Annotated in this window: 17 protein-coding genes; 13 read left to right on the forward strand and 4 right to left on the reverse strand. The window is 64.7% G+C overall.

From position 1 onward, the window contains the following. Positions 1–255: 255 nt before the first annotated feature. The 3 genes from HH800_RS23825 to HH800_RS23835 all read left to right on the forward strand — a co-directional run bounded on the left by HH800_RS23825 (position 256) and on the right by HH800_RS23835 (position 4173). Positions 256–741 carry a biliverdin-producing heme oxygenase gene (locus HH800_RS23825; RefSeq protein WP_169863418.1) on the forward strand — a complete coding sequence of 162 codons (486 nt, stop codon included), beginning with the start codon at positions 256–258 and terminating at the stop codon, positions 739–741. After that, on the forward strand, positions 734–3298 hold the full coding sequence (locus HH800_RS23830) for an HWE histidine kinase domain-containing protein (protein WP_169862823.1): 2565 nt from the start codon (positions 734–736) through the stop codon (positions 3296–3298). Before HH800_RS23825 ends, HH800_RS23830 begins: the two co-directional genes overlap by 8 nt. A 65-nt stretch (positions 3299–3363) precedes the next feature. After that, positions 3364–4173 (forward strand): DODA-type extradiol aromatic ring-opening family dioxygenase, encoded by an 810-nt coding sequence (locus HH800_RS23835; protein ID WP_169862825.1) that lies wholly within the window; start codon positions 3364–3366, stop codon positions 4171–4173. 9 nt (positions 4174–4182) lie between these two features. Here the strand turns inward: HH800_RS23835 and HH800_RS23840 are convergent, their stop codons facing one another. The 3 genes from HH800_RS23840 to HH800_RS23850 form a co-directional block, all read right to left on the reverse strand. Continuing rightward, positions 4183–4734: a (2Fe-2S)-binding protein gene (locus tag HH800_RS23840; protein ID WP_169862827.1), complete on the reverse strand. Its 552-nt coding sequence runs from the start codon at positions 4732–4734 to the stop codon at positions 4183–4185. Beyond that, on the reverse strand, positions 4731–5207 hold the full coding sequence (locus HH800_RS23845; RefSeq protein WP_037507334.1) for a DUF2721 domain-containing protein: 477 nt from the start codon (positions 5205–5207) through the stop codon (positions 4731–4733). Before HH800_RS23845 ends, HH800_RS23840 begins: the two co-directional genes overlap by 4 nt. A gap of 139 nt (positions 5208–5346) precedes the next feature. Continuing rightward, positions 5347–6558 carry an LL-diaminopimelate aminotransferase gene (locus HH800_RS23850; protein ID WP_004209971.1) on the reverse strand — a complete coding sequence of 404 codons (1212 nt, stop codon included), beginning with the start codon at positions 6556–6558 and terminating at the stop codon, positions 5347–5349. A 143-nt stretch (positions 6559–6701) separates the two neighbouring features. On the opposite strand from HH800_RS23850, the gene HH800_RS23855 reads away from it, so the two are divergent. The 9 genes from HH800_RS23855 to HH800_RS23895 all read left to right on the forward strand — a co-directional run bounded on the left by HH800_RS23855 (position 6702) and on the right by HH800_RS23895 (position 17864). Continuing rightward, complete coding sequence (locus tag HH800_RS23855) at positions 6702–8441, forward strand: PHA/PHB synthase family protein (RefSeq protein ID WP_169863419.1); 1740 nt, start codon at positions 6702–6704, stop codon at positions 8439–8441. 141 nt (positions 8442–8582) lie between these two features. After that, complete coding sequence (locus HH800_RS23860) at positions 8583–9449, forward strand: phasin family protein (protein ID WP_097385301.1); 867 nt, start codon at positions 8583–8585, stop codon at positions 9447–9449. A gap of 177 nt (positions 9450–9626) precedes the next feature. After that, entirely contained in the window at positions 9627–9998 is a 372-nt protein-coding gene (gene clpS, locus HH800_RS23865) for an ATP-dependent Clp protease adapter ClpS (protein WP_004209974.1), read from the forward strand. 142 nt (positions 9999–10140) lie between these two features. Further along, complete coding sequence (locus tag HH800_RS23870; RefSeq protein WP_169862829.1) at positions 10141–10749, forward strand: hypothetical protein; 609 nt, start codon at positions 10141–10143, stop codon at positions 10747–10749. Positions 10750–10892: 143 nt separating this feature from the next. After that, on the forward strand, positions 10893–12401 hold the full coding sequence (locus tag HH800_RS23875) for a glycerol-3-phosphate dehydrogenase (protein ID WP_169862831.1): 1509 nt from the start codon (positions 10893–10895) through the stop codon (positions 12399–12401). After that, positions 12398–13870 (forward strand): FGGY family carbohydrate kinase, encoded by a 1473-nt coding sequence (locus tag HH800_RS23880; RefSeq protein WP_169862833.1) that lies wholly within the window; start codon positions 12398–12400, stop codon positions 13868–13870. The genes HH800_RS23875 and HH800_RS23880 overlap by 4 nt, the downstream gene beginning before the upstream one ends. 114 nt (positions 13871–13984) lie before the next feature. Further along, entirely contained in the window at positions 13985–15484 is a 1500-nt protein-coding gene (locus HH800_RS23885; RefSeq protein ID WP_169862835.1) for a catalase, read from the forward strand. Positions 15485–15613: 129 nt separating this feature from the next. Next, on the forward strand, positions 15614–17395 hold the full coding sequence (locus HH800_RS23890; protein ID WP_169862845.1) for a sensor domain-containing diguanylate cyclase: 1782 nt from the start codon (positions 15614–15616) through the stop codon (positions 17393–17395). Positions 17396–17486: 91 nt separating this feature from the next. Further along, the gene (locus HH800_RS23895) at positions 17487–17864 is read left to right on the forward strand and encodes a MerC domain-containing protein (protein ID WP_004209982.1); all 378 of its coding nucleotides are present in this window, start codon (positions 17487–17489) and stop codon (positions 17862–17864) included. A 96-nt stretch (positions 17865–17960) separates the two neighbouring features. Here HH800_RS23895 and glpX read toward each other — a convergent pair whose 3' ends face one another. Next, positions 17961–18944, reverse strand: coding sequence for a class II fructose-bisphosphatase (gene glpX, locus HH800_RS23900; protein ID WP_169862847.1), 984 nt, complete (start codon positions 18942–18944; stop codon positions 17961–17963). A gap of 220 nt (positions 18945–19164) precedes the next feature. Here glpX and HH800_RS23905 point away from each other — a divergent pair, with 220 nt between their 5' ends. Further along, positions 19165–19602, forward strand: a complete 438-nt coding sequence (locus tag HH800_RS23905) for a hypothetical protein (protein WP_169863420.1) — start codon at positions 19165–19167, stop codon at positions 19600–19602. The last annotated feature ends 13 nt before the right edge of the window (positions 19603–19615 follow it).

The raw sequence follows: 19615 nt of genomic DNA on the forward strand, positions 1-19615 counted from the left end.
GCATCTCTACGCGGATGGCGATGTCGCGATGCTGAACTCTTCTGTCAGCGATTTGAAAGATTCTGTCCCGGAACAATGGACAATCTCGATCATTCCATCCATCCCACCATCTTGCATCGGAAAAGCCCGGTAAATGGGCTGTTCGGCGCAAAGCTGATCCAGATCAGTGCAGTGCCGACAAACAACCATTAGGACCAACGGGTGATAAGAACCGCCGATGCCGGCCGCATAAGACAGGCCCTGCGCGCCGCGACGATGGAGAGCCATCAACGGGTCGATGACCTGTTTTCCCATTTTTCGCTCGCTTCCGCGCCCGATTACCGGGCGTTCCTGCGTGCCCATGCCCGCGCGATCGCCGCGCTTGAGCCGGTCGCCCAGCCCGATTCGCCGCGCCTTGCACTGATGGCGCAGGATTTGGCGGCCTTGGGGGAGGCCATGCCTGCGCCGCTGTCGATGCCGTCCACGGGCGGCGACGGCTTCCGCTGGGGCCTGCTCTATGCGCTCGAAGGATCGCGTCTGGGCGGCGCGATGCTTGCGCGCCAGGTCGCCCAGGATCTGCCCCGCGCCTATCTTTCGGCCGTTCATGCCACGGGCGGCTGGGTTGCGTTCCAGCAGCAACTGGACGACGCCGCGGCTGAGGGCGATGCAGCCTGGCTGGACGATGCGATCGCCGGCGCCCGGACGGCCTTCACCCTGTTCGAAGCCGGCGCGCGCGCCGAACGGGAGGTCGCTTGTGACTGATGTGACCAGCCCGGACGTGCAGGGCTTCACCGTCGACATCAATAATTGCGATCGCGAGCCGATCCATGTGCTTGGCACGGTCCAGCCGTTCGGCTTTCTTGTCGCCCTGACGGCCGACTGGCTGGTATCGCGCGTCTCGACCAACAGCGCCGACCATATCGGCCTGGCGCCGGACCAGATGCTGGGCCAGCCGATCAGCGCGCTCTTCACCGCCGATGCGATCCACACGCTGCGCAATCGCATCACCCTGCTGCGCGGCCCTGATTCGGTGGAGCGGGTCTTCTCGCTGCCGCTGGTGGAGGGCGGCGCACCTTTCGACGTGGCCGTCCATTTTTCCGGCCAACTGGTGGTGATCGAGGCGGAGCCGGCCGTGCCCGACGAGATGGAGGCCAGTTCCATGGTCCGCTCGATGGTCGCGCGGCTGGCGCAGGCGGACAGCATGACCGCCTTCCTGCGCGATGGCGCGCGCCAGGTGCGGGCACTCACCGACTTCGATCGGGTGATGGTCTATCGCTTTGCCGACAATGGCGATGGCGAGGTGGTGGCGGAGGCGCTGCGGCCCGGCATCGACAGTTTCTTCGGCCTGCATTATCCGGCCTCCGACATCCCGGCGCAGGCGCGCGCGCTCTACATGCGCAACATCTTCCGGGTGATCGCCGACATCAATGCGCCGCCGGTGCCGGTCATCCCGGCGCTCGATCCCGCCGGCGCCGCGCTCGACATGTCGCTGTGCGTCACCCGCGCTGTGTCGCCGATCCATATCGAATATCTGCGCAACATGGGGGTGGGGGCCTCGCTCTCCATCTCGATCATCGTCGATGGCAAGCTGTGGGGCCTGTTCGCCTGCCATCATTATGCGCCGCGCCTGCCCAGCTTCGCGCAGCGCAGTGCCGCCGAACTGTTCGGCCAGATCTTCTCGATGATGCTGGAAGGCCGCGAGCGGGCAGAGACTGCCAGCTATGAGGGCAAGGCGCGTCAGGTCGCCGACCGGCTGCTCTCCGCCGTCGCGCAGGATCATGACCTGATGACCAACGCCCGCTGGCTGGGCGACATCATCTTCGATACGATTCCCGCCGATGGCGTGGGCATCTATATTGACGGGCAGATGACGCTGTCAGGCCTGACCCCGGACGAGCCGTCCTTCGCCGCGATCGTCTCGATGCTCAACCGCACCGCCGCCAGCCAGGTCTATACCACCGACAGCATCGCCCGCATCATGCCGGAAGCCCTGGCCCATGCCGATCGCGCCGCCGGACTGCTCGCCATTCCGATCTCGCGCCGGCCGCGCGACTATGTCGTGCTGTTCCGTGCCGAACAGCTGCGTTCGGTCCGCTGGGCCGGCAAGCAGGACAAGCATATCGAATATGGCCCCAACGGCCCGCGCCTGACCCCGCGCAAGAGTTTCGAGGAATGGTCGGAACTGGTGAAGGGCACGGCCGTCGCCTTCATGCCGGCCGAACTGCGTGTCGCCGAAGCGCTGCGCACGGCGCTGCTGGAAGTCATCCTGCGCCTGTCCGATTCCGCCGACGAGGAACGGCAGCGCGCGCATGAGAAGCAGGAATTGCTGATCGCGGAACTCAACCACCGCGTCCGCAACATCCTCGCGCTGATCCGTGGCCTCATCTCCCAGACCCGCGACAGTGCCATGTCGGTCGACCAGTTCATCGGCACGCTGGAAAGCCGCGTCCATGCACTGGCCCGTGCCCATGACCAGATCACTGCCGATCGCTGGGCGCCCGCGCGTCTCTATGACCTGATCGAGGTGGAGGCTGGCGCCTATCTCGGCGACCGGCGTGACCGGGTGAAGCTGACCGGTCCCAATGTGCTGCTGACCCCCGCCGCCTTCACCGTGCTGGCGCTTGTCATCCACGAACTGCTGACCAATGCCGCCAAATATGGTGCGCTGTCGGACAATGGATCGGTGGCGATCGACTGGCATGTCGATGCCGAGGGCAGCCTGCTGCTCCACTGGCTGGAAAGCGGCGGCCCGGCCGTCGTCGCGCCCTCGCGCCGGGGCTTCGGCTCGACCGTGATCGAGCGTTCCATTCCCTATGATCTGGATGGACGGGCGGAGGTCAATTATCGGCTGGCGGGGCTGGAGGCGCGCTTCTGCATTCCGTCCGCCCATGTTGCCTCGATCCTGCCCGACGTGGCCGGCACCGATCGCGCCAAGCCGGCGCCCGCTCCCTCGCCGCATCTGCTCAAGGGGCGGCAGATTTTGCTGGTCGAGGATAATATGATCATCGCCATGGATGGCGAGGATGCGCTGCGCGACCTCGGCGCGCAGGTGGTGACCGCCGCCAGCATCGGCCGCGCGCATGAGGCGATCACGCTCCATCCGGTCGACCTGGCCGTGCTCGACTTCAATCTGGGCAATGAAACCAGCCTGCCGATCGCGGACATGCTGGCGGAACGCGGCGTGCCCTTCCTGTTCGCCACCGGCTATGGCGACGGGCTCGACCTGCCGGATCGCTTCAGCGACGTCATCCTGCTCAAGAAACCCTATTCTGGCGCGACCCTGGCCCAAGCGATCGCTCCGATGCTGGCCAGGGGCTGACGGGAAACAGTCGGTTTCCGCCTGGCGCGTTGCGCTGGCGGCGCCGACATCCGATCTAGGCGGGCATGAAACAGCCTGCCTTGTTCATCCCCCATGGCGGTGGTCCCTGCTTCTTCATGGACCCCGCCGATCCCCAGCACCCGCACAGCGACGCCATGTGGCAGCCGATGCAGGATTATCTCGCCGGCCTGATCGCCGACCTGCCGGAACGGCCGCGCGCGATCCTGCTGGTGTCGGGTCATTGGGAAACGCCCGGATTCACTGTCCATGACGGCGCCCGGCCGCCCTTGCTGTTCGACTATTTCGGCTTCCCGCCGCATACCTATCAGCTCCGCTGGGACGCGCCGGGCGCACCCGCGCTTGCCGATCGCGCGGCCGAATTGCTGGAACAGGCCGGCTTTCCCACAGCGCGCGAATCCGAACGAGGCTGGGACCATGGTGTCTTCATCCCGATGAAGGTCGCGCTGCCCGATGCCGATATTCCGGTCGCCCAATTGTCGCTGCGCCGTGATCTTGATCCCGCCGCTCATATCGCCGCCGGTCGCGCACTGGCGCCGCTGCGCGACGAAGGCGTGCTGATTGTCGGATCGGGCATGAGCTTCCACAATCTGCGCGTGCGCGGCGCGATGGCGACGGCGCCTTCGCTTGAGTGGGACGATGCGCTGCGCGATGCGGTGACCGATCCCGATCCGGCTCGGCGGGCGGCGCGCGTCGCCGCCTGGGATCATATGCCCCATGCCCGCTTCGCCCATCCGCGCGAGGAGCATCTGCTGCCGCTGATGGTGGCGCTGGGGGCAGGCGGCGAGGACGCCGCCATCTGTGCCCATCGCAGCACAGTGTTGGGCTGGACGGTTTCCGGCTATCGCTTCGGTTAAGGCCGATATCTAGGGTTTGCGCAGCGCGGGTACGGCTCGCACCGCCTCGTCCGGCGTGATGCCGGGCGGAGGGGCGGCCTGGATCGGATTGTCGCCGGCCTGGTCCTCACCGCGCATGATCCGGCCGGCGCGCTTGATCGCGCCGCGCAGGCGGGGATAGACGCCGCAGCGGCAGATATTGGTGATCGCGGCGTCTATCTCAGCATCGGTCGGATCATTGGTCCGTCGCAGCAATACCGACGCCGCCATGATGATGCCGGACATGCAGTAACCGCATTGCGAGACATTCTCGGCCGCGAACGCCTGTTGCAGCGGATGGCCGCGATCGGGCGACAGCGCCTCGATCGTCGTCACGAACCGGCCCTCGGTCTTGCCGATCGTCACCTGGCAGGACCGCACCGCCTCCCCATCGATATCCACGGTGCAGGCACCGCAATCGCCCCTGCCGCAGCCATATTTCGTCCCCGTCAGGTTCGACGCGTCGCGCAGCGCCCACAACAGGGGCGTCTCCGGGTCCATCCGATATTGCACCGGCCGGTCGTTGACGGTGAAGCGCGTCATGCCGCCTCTTCCTCCTCCACCTTGTGGTAGAGCACCTCGTTGCGGATATGGATGGTGCGTGACGCCAGGCGGATTTCCTGGATGAAGGTGCCGAAGGCGGCGGCCTGCAGCACCATCGCCAGGCTGAACAGGATCGCCACCGGCGTGCCCAGATGGGCATTGAACAGATTGCCCGCGAAAAGCAGGATGACGACCAGACAGACCGCGCAGGCCGACGCCACCGACAGGAAGATCGCGCCATTGACCACGCTCATGCGCCGGTCGAGCACGCGGATCTCGCTCACCATGCGGTCATGCTCCTTGCCGCGCGTGCTCAACACCCATTCCTCGACCGCGCGGGCGCGATCGATGATGCGGGCCAGCCGGCTGACGCAGACATTCAGGAACGCGCCGATACCGGCGAGCAGGAAGACGGGGGCAAGCGCCAGCTGGATCGTCTGGGCGACCTGGCTGACCTGCGGAAGGGGGATCATCGACTTGGTCCTCTCATCCCTCGCTTCTATCCTTGATCGCGGGCCAAGGGGCAAGGGGGCGCTAAAGCAAACGCCGCCGGACACACCAATGTCCGACGGCGATCATGATCATGGTTCGGGCGCGCAACGCGCGTGGAGGTCAGGCCGCGCCCTTCGACGAGGGCGTGTTGACGCCCATCGACTTGAGATACTGCTTGATGTTGCGGGCTGCCTGGCGGAGCCGCTGCTCATTCTCGACCATGGCGATGCGGACATAGCCTTCGCCATCCTCGCCATAGCCCACGCCCGGCGCGACCGCGACCTTGGCATGGGTCAGCAGCTGCTTGGAAAATTCGAGGCTCCCCATGTCCTTGAGCGCGGGCGGCAGTGGCGCCCAGGCGAACATCGACGCGCGCGGCGCGGGAATGTCCCAGCCAGCGCGCGAAAAGCTCTCGACCATCACGTCGCGGCGCTTGTGATAGAGTTCGCGATTCTTGGCGACGATGTCCTGCGGGCCGTTGAGCGCGGCGCAGGCGGCCGCCTGGATCGGCGTGAAGGCGCCATAGTCGAGATAGGATTTCACCCGGCTCATCGCCGCGATCAGCTGCTTGTTGCCGACCGCAAAGCCGATGCGCCAGCCAGCCATCGAATAGGTCTTGGACAGGGACGTGAACTCGATCGCGACATCCTTGGCGCCCGGCACCTGCAGGATGGAGGGCGTCGGATTGCCGTCATAATAAAGCTCGGAATAAGCCAGGTCGCTCAGCACCCAGACCTTGTTCTCCTTCGCCCAGGCGACGAGCCGCTCGTAGAAGGCGAGGTCCACCGTCTCTGCCGTCGGGTTGGACGGATAATTGACCACCAGGATCGACGGGCGCGGCACGGTGAAGGCCATGGCGCGGTCGAGCGCGCGGAAATAATTCTCGTCCGGCGTCGTCGGCACCGACCGGATCGTGGCTCCGGCGATGATGAAGCCGAACATGTGGATCGGGTAGCTGGGGTTGGGCGCCAGCACCACGTCGCCCGGCGCGGTGATCGCGGTGGCGAGGCTGGCAAGCCCCTCCTTCGACCCCATGGTCACGACGACTTCGGTTTCCGGGTCGACATCGACGCCAAAGCGGCGGCCATAATAATTGGCCTGGGCCTTGCGGAGGCCCGGAATCCCCTTGGACTGGGAATAGCCATGGGCGTCCGGCTTGCTCGCGACTTCGACCAGCTTGGCGATGACATGATCGGGCGGCGGCAGGTCGGGATTGCCCATGCCCAGGTCGATAATGTCCTCTCCCGCGGCGCGGGCTGCGGCTCGCATCGCGTTCACTTCAGCGATGACATAGGGCGGCAGGCGCTTCATGCGGTAGAATTCTTCGGACATTATAGGGGCTTTCCTGAAAGCTCTCGGTAAGGAATAGTGCGTGGCACGCATTCGGCGTGTCACAATCTGGCTATAACCCGCCAGGCTGCGGCGCGCCAGTGAAAGCGGCTGATATCGGCAATGCCAGGAGGAGGAAGGTGGCCATGGAAACGCAGGATGTCCTGGAGCCCCATCTCCCGACCCTGGCGGAGATGCAGAAATGGACCCAGGTGCTGGGCCGCACGCAGCAATTGATGCTGGAGCAGGCGGCGGGCGCGACCGGCCGGGTGCTGCCCTTCGATCCCGAGACCGTCGCCCGCATCCAGACCAGCTTTGCCGATGAAGGGCTGGCACTATGGCAGCGCTTTCTCGATTCCGGCGGCCTGCTGCGCGATCAGCCCGATCCGCCGCCGGCCGACAGCCCGGCCGCGCGCAAGGACCGGCGCTTTGCGGACCCTGCCTGGACGACCCATCCCTTCTACGACCTGATCCGGCAAAGCTATCTGCTGATCTCCGACTATCTGATGAACCTGGCCGATGCGGTCGATGGTGTCGATCCCAAGGCGAAGGCCAAGCTGCGTTTTGCCACCACCGGCATGCTCGATGCGATGGCGCCGTCCAACTTTCCGCTGATGAATCCGACGGTCGTGGAAAAGACGATCCAGAGCGGTGGCGAGAATCTGGTGAAGGGCCTCCAGCATATGCTGGCCGACATGGAAAAGGGCCAGCTTACCCATACCGACGGCACCCAGTTCGAACTGGGCCGCAACATCGCCGCGACGCCGGGCAAGGTGGTTCACGAAACCCCGCTCTATCAGCTGATCCATTATGCGCCCTCGACGCCCAGGGTGCTGGCGACGCCGCTCATCATCTTCCCGCCCTGGATCAACCGCTTCTACATTCTCGATCTCTCGCCGGAGAAGAGCTTCGTCAAATGGGCGGTGGACCAGGGGATCAGCGTCTTCCTCGTCTCGTGGAAATCGGCCGACGCCTCGATGAAGGACATGGTCTGGGACGATTATATCCTGAATGGCCAGGTCGACGCGATCGATACGGTGCGCGACTTGCTGAACGTGCCCAGCGTCCACACCATCGGTTATTGCGTGGCCGGCACGACGCTGGCCGCCACGCTGGCTCTGCTGGCGGCGCGGGGCGAGGCCGACAAGGTGGCGAGCGCGACCTTCTTTACCGCCCAAGTGGATTTCAGTGCGGCCGGCGATCTTACCCTGTTCGTCGATGACGAGCAGATGAAGCTGGTCGACCGTCTCTCCTCCAGCGGCTTTCTCGACGGGCGCTACATGGCGGCGACCTTCAACCTGCTGCGCGGGCGCGACCTCATCTGGAACTATGTCGTCAACAACTATCTGCTCGGCATGGACTATCCGCCCTTCGACCTGCTCTACTGGAATGGCGACACGACCAATCTGCCGGCGCGCTGGCATCGCGACTATCTGACCCAGCTCTATCGCGACAATATGCTGGTGGTGCCCGGCGCGATCAGTGTCGCGGGCACGCCGATCGACCTGACGCAGATCCACACGCCCGCCTATGTCCAGGCCGGCAAGGAGGATCATATCGCCCCACTCGAAAGCGTGTGGAAACTGACCGAGCATCTCGCCGGGCCGGTACGCTTCCTGCTGGCAGGCTCGGGCCATATCGCCGGCGTCATCAACCCGCCGGTCGCGCAGAAATATCAATATTGGACCGCCGACGCGCCGCAGCCGACGCTGGATGATTTTGTTGCGGCTGCGCGCGAGACCAAGGGCAGCTGGTGGCCGGACTGGGCCGAATGGCTGCGCGGCATCGATTCGCGCGAAGTGGCTGTCCGCGGCGCGCGCAAGCCGGGCGGCGGCAAGCTTCGGGCAATAGAAGATGCGCCCGGACGTTACGTAAAAGCCCGGTAGAGGCGCGGATTTCAGCCATTCCCCATTGGCCGCCGATCAGTGTCGAAACATGAATATGTCTGATTTGTTGCACTGCACAATGGGCCTTGTAATCCTTTGGGATAAGGCTTATTGTGCAGTGCAACAAACGGAGGATGGTCGATGGCCGTTACCCCTAAGTCTGCGCGTGCCAAGCCGGTCGCGAAAAGCGGTTCCGCAACCTTGTCTGCCAGTGAGGCACTCAAGGCCGCTGAGTCCGCCCTGGGTGAGAAGCCCGCGCCCAAAAAGCCTGCCCCGCGCAAACCCGTCGCCAAGGCTGCTCCGGCAAAGGCGTCCGCGCCCAAGCCGGTAGCAAAGAAGCCGGCGCTGGTCGCTGCTGCTGCTAAAGCCCCTGCTGCGGAACCGGCACCCGTTGCCGATCCGGTGGCGGTGGTCGCGGCAACGACGGCGGTGGATGCCGCACCCGAACCGATTGTTGAAGATGTTGAGGCGGTAGTGGCTCCGGAGCCTGTGTCCGCCCCGAAGACCAAAGCGAAGACGCTGCCTGCCACGGAAGGAACATTGATCATGAACGATATCCTCGAAACCGGTAAGAAGTTCGCCGAAGATACCAAGGCCAAGATGGAAACGGCCTATGCCGACCTGAACGAGAAGGCGAAGGCCGGTGTCGAAAAGTCGACCAAGGCGATGGAAGAACTGAGCGACATCGCCAAGGGCAATGTCGAAGCGCTGGTGGAATCGGGCAAGATCGCGGCCAAGGGCTTCGAGACGCTGGGCCAGGAAGCCGTCGACTACAGCCGCAAGAGCTTCGAGAAGGCGACTGCCTCGATCAAGAGCTTCTCGACCGCCAAGACCCCGACCGAATTCTTCCAGCTGCAGAGCCAGTTCCTGTCGAGCAGCTTCGACGAGTTCACCAAGGAAGCGGCCAAGAGCAGCGAAGCCTTCATGAAGCTGGCCGGCGACATCAGCCAGCCGCTGACCGCGCGCGTGACCCTGGTCACCGACAAGGTGAAGTCGCTCGCCGCCTGAGGCGGGCTGATTTTACAGCCGAATTCCCGGGCCGATATCCGGCCGGGATGACGAACAAGGGCGGTGCTCCGGTCGGAGCATCGCCTTTTTTCTCGCCGGGGAAACGTGGTTACGCAGCGATGGCATGCGGTCGGCCCCCTTGCCTTGGCAGGACAAATCGCCATATTCTTCTGCATCATGAACCATCTCTTCAACGCATCGGCAGGCGCGCCCTTCAGGGCCGGTCCGGATCAGGACGATACGGGCGACAATGACCCGAACATCGGCGTCGCCACGCGTACCCGCACCCGCACCAAGAAGCCGTCGCTCTACAAGGTGCTGATGCTGAACGACGATTACACGCCGATGGAGTTCGTCGTGCATGTCCTTCAGCATTTCTTCCGCATGGACATGGAGGAAGCGACGCGAGTGATGCTGCACGTCCATCAGCGCGGCGTCGGCGTGTGCGGCATCTTCAGCTATGAAGTGGCCGAGACCAAGGTGAACCAGGTGATGGACTTCGCCCGGCAGAACCAGCATCCGCTGCAATGCACGCTGGAAAAGGCCTGATATCATCGGGTAAGGGCGCGCGCTTAACCTTTTCTTGGTCAGTGTAGCGCCTCTATTTCAATCAATTACATGATTGAAATACAATGTTTTTCAGACTTATTCGGCATGAATGGTCCCGCTAAACGAAGTGGGGACTTCCAGCATGACGACTATCAGCAGTTACAACAGCATGACCATGCCGCCATCGCCGCGCATGTCGATGACCAATCGCATCGACGCCGCGGTGGAGGCCGGCTCCATCTCGGAAACGGATGGCGACGCGCTCGAAACCGCGCTCGATTCCATCGATTCCGCGCTCAGCAGCTCCGCCAGTTCGGGCAGTTCACGGCTTGATCCGTCTTCCATGAAGGATCGGATCGATTCCCTGATCGATGATCAGGTATCGGCCGGCACCCTGACCGAGGATCAGGCCGCGCAGTTGCAGAGCCTCTTTGCCCAGGGACCGGGCGGCGCGGGGGCGTCGTCCGATGGCGAAGACAGTATGAGCATCGACGGCCTGGCCGCGATGGACGGGATGCAGGGGCCGCAGGGCATGCGCGGCCCGCCGCCGCCGCGCCCGACCGAGGACAGCAGCGATGATGATAGCAGCACGACCAGCGAAACGAGCGCGACCAGCGCAACCGATCAACTGGATTCGATCATCGCCTTCCTCGAAAATCTCCGCTCCAGCCTCAGCCAGTCGCTCTACGGATCGACCAGCAGCGCCACGAGCAGCAGCAACAGCGGCCTGGTGGTCGACAGCCTCGCCTGACGGCACGCCCTTCTGACGAGCGTGGGGGCTCGCAGACATCCGGCCGGCACCATGGGTTATCGCGCGTGGCGCTGGCCGGATGAATTTTCACGATCTTGCCTTCGTTAATATCGGGGGCAGCATTTTGCCGCTAGAACGGCGGCGTGACGCAGGAGACGGCCCCTTTCATCCACGACCTTGCCGTGATCGGCGGCGGGGTGAACGGGTGCGGCATTGCGCGCGATGCGGCGGGGCGGGGGGCAAGCGTGTTGCTGCTCGAACGGGGCGACCTGGCACAGGGCACCTCCTCGGCCTCGACCAAGCTCATCCATGGCGGGCTGCGCTATCTGGAACATCGCGCTTTCGGCCTGGTCCGCGAATCCCTGGCCGAACGGGAAAGGCTATGGCGCATCGCGCCGCACATCATCCAGCCGATGCGCTTCGTCCTGCCCTGGGTCCAGGGGCTGCGCCCGCGCTGGCTGCTGCGCCTCGGCCTCTTCCTCTACGATCATATCGGTGGCCGCCGCGCCCTGCCGGCGACGGAGGCGATCGACCTGCATCATCATGTCGCCGGTGCGCCGTTGCGGGCGGGATTCGGCCCCGCCTATGTCTATTCGGACGGCTGGGTCGACGACGCGCGGCTGGTCATCCTCAACGCCCGCGACGCCGCCGATCATGGCGCCGATATCCGCCCCCGTACGCAGGTGCTGCAGCTGGAACAGGCTGGCGATCATTGGCGCATCCATGCCCGCGATGCGGCGGGGCAGGCGCAGACCTTTCATGCGCGGGTCGTGGTCAATGCCACCGGTCCCGCCGTGCTCGACCTGCTGGACCGGGCCGATCGCCGCGCCGACCGGCTCATCCGGCTGGTGCGCGGATCGCACATCGTCGTGCCGCGCCTGTTCGATCATGGCATGGCCTATTTCTTCCAGCTGCCCGACGGCCGCATCTTCTTCGCCATCCCCTATCAGCATCTCTACACGTTGATCGGTACCACCGACCGCGACCATCAGGACGGCGTCGATCCGATCGCGGCCAGTGCCGAGGAAATCGCCTATCTGTGCGAGGGCGCGAACCGCTATTTTGCCCGCTCGATCAGCCCCGCCGATGTCGTCTGGTCCTTTGCCGGCGTCCGGCCGCTGATCGACGATGGATCGGCCCGGCCGGAATCGGCAACGCGCGGCTATCATCTCGACCTCGATCGGGAGGAGGACGCGCCGCCGCTGCTCAGCATCTATGGTGGCAAGATCACCACCTATCGTCATCTCGCGGCGGAGGCGATCGCCCTGCTGAAGCCGCTATTGCCCTCGCTCGCGGGCGATGACTGGACGGCGGACGCGCCGCTGCCCGGCGGCGATTTCCCGATGACCGGCCTGGCCGATCTCGTCGCCGCTTTGGCCGGCGACTATCCCTTCCTCGATCTCGACACGGCCGAACGGATCGGCTGCGCCTATGGCACGCGCGCCCGCGACTGGCTGGGCGCGGCGCGCGACTGGGCAGACCTGGGCCAGGATTTCGGCCATGGCCTGACTGAAGCGGAGCTGTGCTACCTGCTCGCGCGGGAATGGGCACAGAGCAGCGAGGATATTCTCTGGCGCCGGACCAAGCTGGGCCTGCGCTTCGACGCCGCGCAACTGGCCGCGCTCGATGCCTGGCTTGAGGAGAGGGCATGACCGACAGCTATCTGCTGGTGCTGGACGAAGGGACCACCTCGACCCGCGCGATGCTCTATGCCCCTGACGGCCGCCGCATCGCGATGGCGCAGGCGGAACTGACCCAATATTATCCACAGCCCGGCTGGGTCGAGCATGACGCCGCCGAAATCTGGACCCGCACGCGCGATTGCACCCGTCAGATGGTGGATCGGGCGGGTGGCGCCGACCGGATCGCGGCCATCGGCATCACCAACCAGCGCGAGACTGTGGTCGCCTGGGACCGGCGCACCGGCGAACCGCTGGCGCCCGCCATCGTCTGGCAGGATCGGCGCACGGCGGCGCAATGCGCGGCGCTGCGTGAGGCCGGCCATGAAGCGATGCTGCAACAGCGTACCGGCCTTGTCGTCGATCCCTATTTTTCCGCCAGCAAGATGCGCTGGCTGATCGATAATGTCCCGGCCGTGGCAGAGGCGGGGGATGCGCTCGCGCTTGGCACGATCGAAAGCTGGCTGGTATGGAAACTGACCGGCGGCCTGCATGTCAGCGACGCCAGCAATGCCAGCCGCACCCAGCTGGTCGCGCTCGACGGCACCGACTGGGATCCGGCGCTTTGCGACCTGTTCGGCGTGCCTCGCGCTGCACTGCCCGAAATCGTCGACAATGCCGGCGCCTTTGGCGACACGCTGGCAGAGCTGTTCGGCGGCGCTATCCCGATCCGCGGACTGGCTGGCGATCAGCAGGCGGCCAGCATCGGCCAGGCCTGCTTGACGCCTGGCGATGCCAAGGCGACCCTGGGCACCGGCGCCTTCATCCTCGCCAATATGGGCGCGCAGATGCCGGCCTCGCGCCATCGCCTGCTCGGCACTCTGCTCTACCGGATCGGCGACCAGCGCATCTATGCGCTGGAAGGATCGATCTTCATTGCCGGCAATCTCATCAAATGGCTGCGCGATCAGCTCGGCCTGATCGGATCAGCGGCGGAGACGGAGGCGCTGGCCCGCTCCGTGCCGGACAGCGGCGGCGTGCTGATGCTGCCGGCGCTGGCGGGGCTGGGCGCGCCGCACTGGCGGCCCGATGTGAACGGCGTCATCGCTGGCCTCACCCAGGGATCGACCCGCGCGCATATCGTCCGAGCCGCGCTCGAATCCCTCTCGCACCAATTGTCCGACCTCGCCACCGCCTTCGCCGCCGACGGCGCGCCCTGGCGCCAGTTGCGGATCGACGGTGGCATGAGCGCCAATGACTGGATCGCCCAGGATATCGCTGATATGCTCGATGTCAGTGTGGATCGTCCGGCGGATGTGGAAACCACGGCGCTGGGTGCGGCCATGCTGGCAGGGCTGGGGGCTGGATTGTTCCGCTCCCTGGACGAGGCCGCGACGATGGCAGGGAAGACGACTCGATTTGATCCGGCAATGCTGCCGCAGCCGCGTGATGCGCGACTGTCGGCATGGCACCGCCTGCGCGATCGGGCGCTGACCTCCTGACTCGGGCGATCTTCAGATTGACTGTAAAAATCGATCACCCAATCCGATTTAATCAGTTTTTCTGAAACTTCGCGGGGCCTTAGCCTGTTCTCATCCAAAGCTGAGGAGGACGATATGGTCGATAAGCCAGTGATGACGACAAGCGCGGGTGCGCCGATTGCCGATAACCAGAACAGCCTGAGCGCAGGCCCGCGCGGTCCGCTGCTGCTCCAGGATTATCAGCTGCTCGAAAAGCTGGCACACCAGAATCGCGAACGTATTCCCGAACGTGTCGTCCATGCCAAGGGCTGGGGTGCCTATGGTACGCTGACCATCACCGGCGATATTTCCCAATATACCAAGGCGAAGGCGCTCCAGCCGGGTGCGCAGACGCCGATGATCCTGCGCTTCTCGACCGTGGCCGGCGAATTGGGCGCCGCCGATGCCGAGCGCGACGTGCGCGGCTTCGCGATGAAATTCTACACGCCCGAAGGCAATTGGGATCTGGTCGGCAACAACACACCGGTCTTCTTCGTGCGCGATCCACTGAAATTCCCCGATTTCATCCACACGCAGAAGCGCCATCCGCGCACCAATCTGCGCTCGCCCACGGCGATGTGGGACTTCTGGTCCTTGAGCCCCGAATCGCTGCACCAGGTGACGATCCTGATGTCGGATCGCGGCCTGCCGACCGATGTGCGCCACATCAACGGCTATGGCAGCCACACTTTCAGCTTCATCAACGACGCCGGCGAGCGTTTCTGGGTGAAGTTCCATTTCAAGACGATGCAGGGCCATCGCCACTGGACCAACGAGGAGGCGGCGGATGTCGTCGGCCGCACCCGCGAATCCACGCAGGAGGATCTGTTCGAGGCGATCGAGAAGGGCGACTTCCCCAAATGGAAGATGCAGGTCCAGATCATGCCGGAACTGGATGCGGACAAGACGCCCTATAATCCGTTCGACCTCACCAAGGTCTGGCCGCATGCCGATTATCCGCCGATCGACGTCGGCGTGCTGGAACTGAACCGCAACGCCGACAATTATTTCGCGGAGATCGAGCAGGCCGCCTTCTCGCCGTCCAACATCGTGCCGGGCATCGGCTTCTCGCCCGACAAGATGCTGCAGGCGCGCATCTTCTCCTATGCCGACGCGCACCGGCATCGGATCGGCACCCATTATGAAGCGCTACCGGTCAACGCGCCCAAATGCCCGGTGCATCATTATCACAAGGATGGGGCGATGCGCTTCTTCCCGAACAACCCCAACCCGGCCGCCTATTATGAGCCCAACAGCTTTGGCGGGCCGATCGAGGATCAGCGCTTCCTGGAGCCGCCGCTGAAGATTTCGGGCGATGCCGACCGCTATAATCATCGCGAAGGCAATGATGATTTCGGCCAGCCGCGCGCGCTGTTCAACCTGTTCGACGATGCGCAGAAGGCGCGGCTCTTCGCCAATATCGCCGCCGCCATGGGCGATATCCCGGACGAGATCGAGGAGCGCCAGTGCAGGCTCTTTGACCAGGTCCATCCTGACTATGGCGCCGGCGTGCGCCAGGCGCGGGCCACGATCAAGGATCGCAATCCATCGATTTCGGCCCCGACCGATGCGCTGTTGGCTGACGCATCCAGTTGAATAGACTTGCAATATTGTAAAAACAGGCCCTGGTGATGATAACCGGGGCCTGTATTTATCTATTCGCTGTCAAATGGTCGGCGGCATAGGAATATATATTAACATTGTCCGCTTAACCCGGATGGGAACATGACGCGGCCCGCCCTTCGCCATATTTCCCTGAAAATGTCGGTATTTACCGGCCTGCTTTACTTTGCGGTCGCGTCGCTTGCTCTGCTGACCTCGCGATTCGAAGGCGGTTTGGCGTTCATCTGGGGCGCCAATGCCCTGCTGATGGCGGAAATGATGACCGCGCGCATGCGCGCCTGGCCGCGTCTCATCCTCTCCTGTATGGTTGCCAGCACGATCGCGACGGCGCTGTTCGGCATCGGCGCATTGGCGGCGGTGCCGATGGCGATCCTCAATGTCGGGGAGGCGCTGGTGGTCGCCTATATCTGCCGCCGGCTGGGCGTCGGGCGACAGATCGCCGCATCGATGCGCGAATTGTGCATCTTCATCTTCGCGCTGGCGGGCGTTGCCAATGTGCTTGCCGGTATCGGTGCCGGGCTGGTGGTCTCCATTTTGCTGGGTGGTGATTTTCCCCATATCTGGCTGCAATGGTATAGCGGCCATGTGCTGGGCGGCCTCATCTGCACGCCGCTGCTGCTGATCCTGCTGCAGGGCGAGGTAAGCCGCTGGGCGCGCCAGGCCCGGCCGGTCGAGCGGCTGGAGGCGTTCGGCCTGCTGTCCGCCTTTGCTCTGTGCGCCTGGTGGATCTTCTATCGCGTCGATTATCCCATGCTGTTCGCCTCGTTGCTGCCGCTGGTACTGATCGCCTTCCGCACCGGCTATGCGGGGTCGGCGGCGGCGATCGTCATCCTCGCCCTGATCGGCGGCACGGCGACCATGACCGGCCATGGACCGCTCCGGCTGGTCGCGGTCAGCATTCCCGAACGCATCCAGTTCTTCCAATTCTATCTGGCGCTCAGCTTCCTGTTGTCGGTCCCCGTGGCCGCCGAACTCAACAGCCGTCGCCGGCTGATCCGCATGCTGCGCGACAGCGAGGCGCGCTATCGCGCCTTCGCCGAACATAGCGGCGACGGCGTGGTCAATCTCAGCATCGACGGCACCATCCAATATGTCTCGCCTTCAGCCATCGACCAGATCGGCATTGATGCAGACAAACTGCTGGGCCAGCCCGCCGTCGACCTGATCGATCCGGAATATCGGCCCTTCGCGATCGTCACCCATCGCCGCGCGCTCGCCCATCCGGGGGAGGCGCATGCGGTCGAATTTCGCCCCAACCGGCCGGACAATGATTTCGACTGGTATGAGATGCTGGTCCGCGCCGTGCTGGACGAGCAGGGGCGGGCGATCGGAGTCATCAGCACGGTGCGCGACATTTCCCGCCACAAGGCGCGCCAGCGGGCGCTGCACCAGGCGGCGGCGCAGGATGCCCTGACCGGCGCCGACAGCCGCCGCGCATTGCAGGAAAAGTTGGACGACCAGATCGCCCGCGTCGCGGCCGGCGGGCAGGCCTGCCTGCTGCTGATCGACATCGACCATTTCAAGTCGGTCAATGACCGCCATGGCCATGCCGCTGGCGACCGGGTGCTGGTGGGCTTTGTCGAGCGGCTGCGCCAGGCGCTGCGTGGCACCGGCAGCATCGGGCGCCTGGGGGGCGAGGAATTTGCCGTGCTGCTGGCCGATGTCGATCTGGAACGGGCGGAACGCATCTGCGAGCATCTGCGTACCCGCGTCGGGGTGCGGCCTTTCCCGCTCGGCAATGGCGAGGATATCGCCATCACCTTCAGCGCGGGCCTTGTCGAACTGGACGGCTCGGCCAGCGCCGCGACCCTGATGGACGCGGCGGACAAGGCGCTCTATGCCGCCAAGGGCAGCGGCCGCAACTGTCTGCGCTTCGCCGCCTGACGGTCCGGCGGAACGAGACCGTATTTCCTGCCGGAAAAATCGGTGATGTTATGTTGTAACTTATGCCGGTCTCGACTATGTAGCACGCACCATGCTGCTCAGCTTCCGTCACGCCTTGGAATCCGGACGCCTTGATCGCCTCGCGATGGCGCTTTCGGGGCTGTGCGTCGCGCATTGTTTCCTGACCGCAGTGGTGCTGGGCCTGCTGGCATCGGCCGGCGGCATTTTCGACAGTCCGATCTTCCATGAAGCAGGGCTGGCGCTTGCCATCCTGATGGGCGCGATCGCGCTCGGCCATGGCGCGCTCGTCCATCGTTTCATGATGCCCGCCGCGATCGGTTCGCTGGGCCTTGGCATCATGGCCGGCGCGCTGACCATGGATCATGGCTGGCAGGAAAGCGCCTATACGCTGCTTGGCGTCGCGATTCTCGCCCTCGGCCACGATCTCAACCACCGCGCCAGCCACTGATCGCCGGCGATTATCGGGGGTCGATCATCCCGCATCGATGACCACGAAAAAGGGGGCCTTTCGGCCCCCTTCGTCTTTCCGTCCTGTCCGCCCCGATCAGGCGTCCTTGCGCTCGACGCGATGCTCGCCCTTGACCCAGCGCACGGTCCCGGTGCTGGCGCGCATCACCACGCTCTCGGTGGTCAGCTTGTCGCCCGGCAGATGCTTCACGCCCGCCAGCAGCGATCCGTCGGTCACGCCGGTCGCGGCAAAGATGCAGTCGCCCTTGGCCAGTTCCTTGAGGTCATAGACCTTGTCCAGGTCGGTGATGCCCCACTTGTAGGCGCGCTGCTTCTCGTCATCGTTGCGGAACAGCAGGCGGCCCTTGAACTGGCCACCCACGCAGCGCAGCGCGGCACAGGCCAGCACGCCCTCGGGCGCACCGCCCGAACCCATATAGATGTCGATCGTGGTTTCGGGATTGGTGGTCGCGATCACGCCGGCAACGTCGCCGTCCGGGATCAGCATGATGCCGCAACCGATCGCGCGCAGTTCGGCGATCAGCTTCTCGTGGCGCGGGCGATCCAGCACGCAGACGATGATTTCATGCGGATCGACGCCCTTGGCCTTGGCCACCGCCTCGACATTCTCCTTCACCGACTTGTTGAGGTCGATGACATTGTCGGGATAGCCCGGACCGACGGCGATCTTGTCCATATAGACGTCGGGCGCGTTGAGCAGGCCGCCTTCTTCCGAAATGGCGAGCACGGCCAGCGCATTCGGGCCGGCCTTGGCGGTGATGGTGGTGCCTTCCAGCGGATCGAGCGCGATGTCGATCTTGGGGCCCTTGCCGATCGCGTTGCCGACCTTCTCGCCGATATAGAGCATCGGCGCCTCGTCGCGCTCGCCCTCGCCGATCACGACGGTGCCGTCCATATAGAGGTCGTTGAAGGCCAGGCGCATCGCCTCGACCGCAGCGGCGTCGGCGGCCTTCTCGTCGCCCCGACCGACCAGCTTGGATGCGGCGATTGCAGCCGCTTCGGTGACGCGCACCATTTCGAGTACCAAGACGCGATCGAGAATCGAACTAGCCTGCACCATAGCCACTCCTCTGCTGTAACTGATAGAGCAGGGCGATAGGATGTCCGCCTCTGCTTGTCGACCCAACTTGCCCGGCTCGCAAAGCTTTTCATAGTCGTGATGCCACGGATGGACGCGCCTTTGCCTTATATGGCATTCCGCAGCGTCCAGCGGCTGCCATCATCCCGCCATGTTCGACTGTTCAGATGTCGTCATGCGGTGGGTCTTGTCTTTCCCTCTTTTGCTGATCAGCCTGCCGCTGGCGGCCGCGCAGGATATCGTGCGGGTGGATGAAGCGCCGCTCGCCCAGCGTACCGCGATGGAGCAATATCAGGCGCGCACCGCTGTCGTCCGGCCCTGCGATCGCAGCGGCGGCGGCATCGTCGTGTGTGGCAGTCGGGCGGAGCGCAATGCGAAGGAAAGGCTGCCGCTGCCGCGCGAGCCGGTCGAAGGGCGCCCGCTTGCCGGCGATACGCCGCGCGCTTCCGCTGCCGCACCCAGGCAAGGCGCCTGCGGTGTCGTCGGCGGGCAGGGGACGGGCTGCGTCGGTGGCGGCGTGCCGATCCTGGGCGCCGCCATGCTGGCCGGCAAGGCCATCACCCATTTGCTCGACCCCGACGCCGACATGGCACCACCGCCGCCCCTGCCGGATTCGGTCAAGGGCGCCGGCCAGCACTGATCCCACCGGTCCC

Origin of the sequence: Sphingobium yanoikuyae (assembly GCF_013001025.1) — a bacterium.
GTDB lineage: Bacteria > Pseudomonadota > Alphaproteobacteria > Sphingomonadales > Sphingomonadaceae > Sphingobium > Sphingobium yanoikuyae_A.

What these genes read in the sequence shown, in the direction of transcription:
- HH800_RS23870 (WP_169862829.1), top strand. Translation starts at nt 10,141, where the DNA reads ATGACGACTATCAGCAGTTACAACAGCATGACCATGCCGCCATCGCCG.
- HH800_RS23890 (WP_169862845.1), top strand. Translation starts at nt 15,614, where the DNA reads ATGACGCGGCCCGCCCTTCGCCATATTTCCCTGAAAATGTCGGTATTT.
- HH800_RS23845 (WP_037507334.1), bottom strand. Translation starts at nt 5,207, where the DNA reads ATGATCCCCCTTCCGCAGGTCAGCCAGGTCGCCCAGACGATCCAGCTG.
- HH800_RS23840 (WP_169862827.1), bottom strand. Translation starts at nt 4,734, where the DNA reads ATGACGCGCTTCACCGTCAACGACCGGCCGGTGCAATATCGGATGGAC.
- glpX (WP_169862847.1), bottom strand. Translation starts at nt 18,944, where the DNA reads ATGGTGCAGGCTAGTTCGATTCTCGATCGCGTCTTGGTACTCGAAATG.
- HH800_RS23855 (WP_169863419.1), top strand. Translation starts at nt 6,702, where the DNA reads ATGGAAACGCAGGATGTCCTGGAGCCCCATCTCCCGACCCTGGCGGAG.
- HH800_RS23895 (WP_004209982.1), top strand. Translation starts at nt 17,487, where the DNA reads ATGCTGCTCAGCTTCCGTCACGCCTTGGAATCCGGACGCCTTGATCGC.
- HH800_RS23880 (WP_169862833.1), top strand. Translation starts at nt 12,398, where the DNA reads ATGACCGACAGCTATCTGCTGGTGCTGGACGAAGGGACCACCTCGACC.
- HH800_RS23825 (WP_169863418.1), top strand. Translation starts at nt 256, where the DNA reads ATGGAGAGCCATCAACGGGTCGATGACCTGTTTTCCCATTTTTCGCTC.
- HH800_RS23885 (WP_169862835.1), top strand. Translation starts at nt 13,985, where the DNA reads ATGGTCGATAAGCCAGTGATGACGACAAGCGCGGGTGCGCCGATTGCC.
- HH800_RS23835 (WP_169862825.1), top strand. Translation starts at nt 3,364, where the DNA reads ATGAAACAGCCTGCCTTGTTCATCCCCCATGGCGGTGGTCCCTGCTTC.
- HH800_RS23860 (WP_097385301.1), top strand. Translation starts at nt 8,583, where the DNA reads ATGGCCGTTACCCCTAAGTCTGCGCGTGCCAAGCCGGTCGCGAAAAGC.
- HH800_RS23850 (WP_004209971.1), bottom strand. Translation starts at nt 6,558, where the DNA reads ATGTCCGAAGAATTCTACCGCATGAAGCGCCTGCCGCCCTATGTCATC.
- clpS (WP_004209974.1), top strand. Translation starts at nt 9,627, where the DNA reads ATGAACCATCTCTTCAACGCATCGGCAGGCGCGCCCTTCAGGGCCGGT.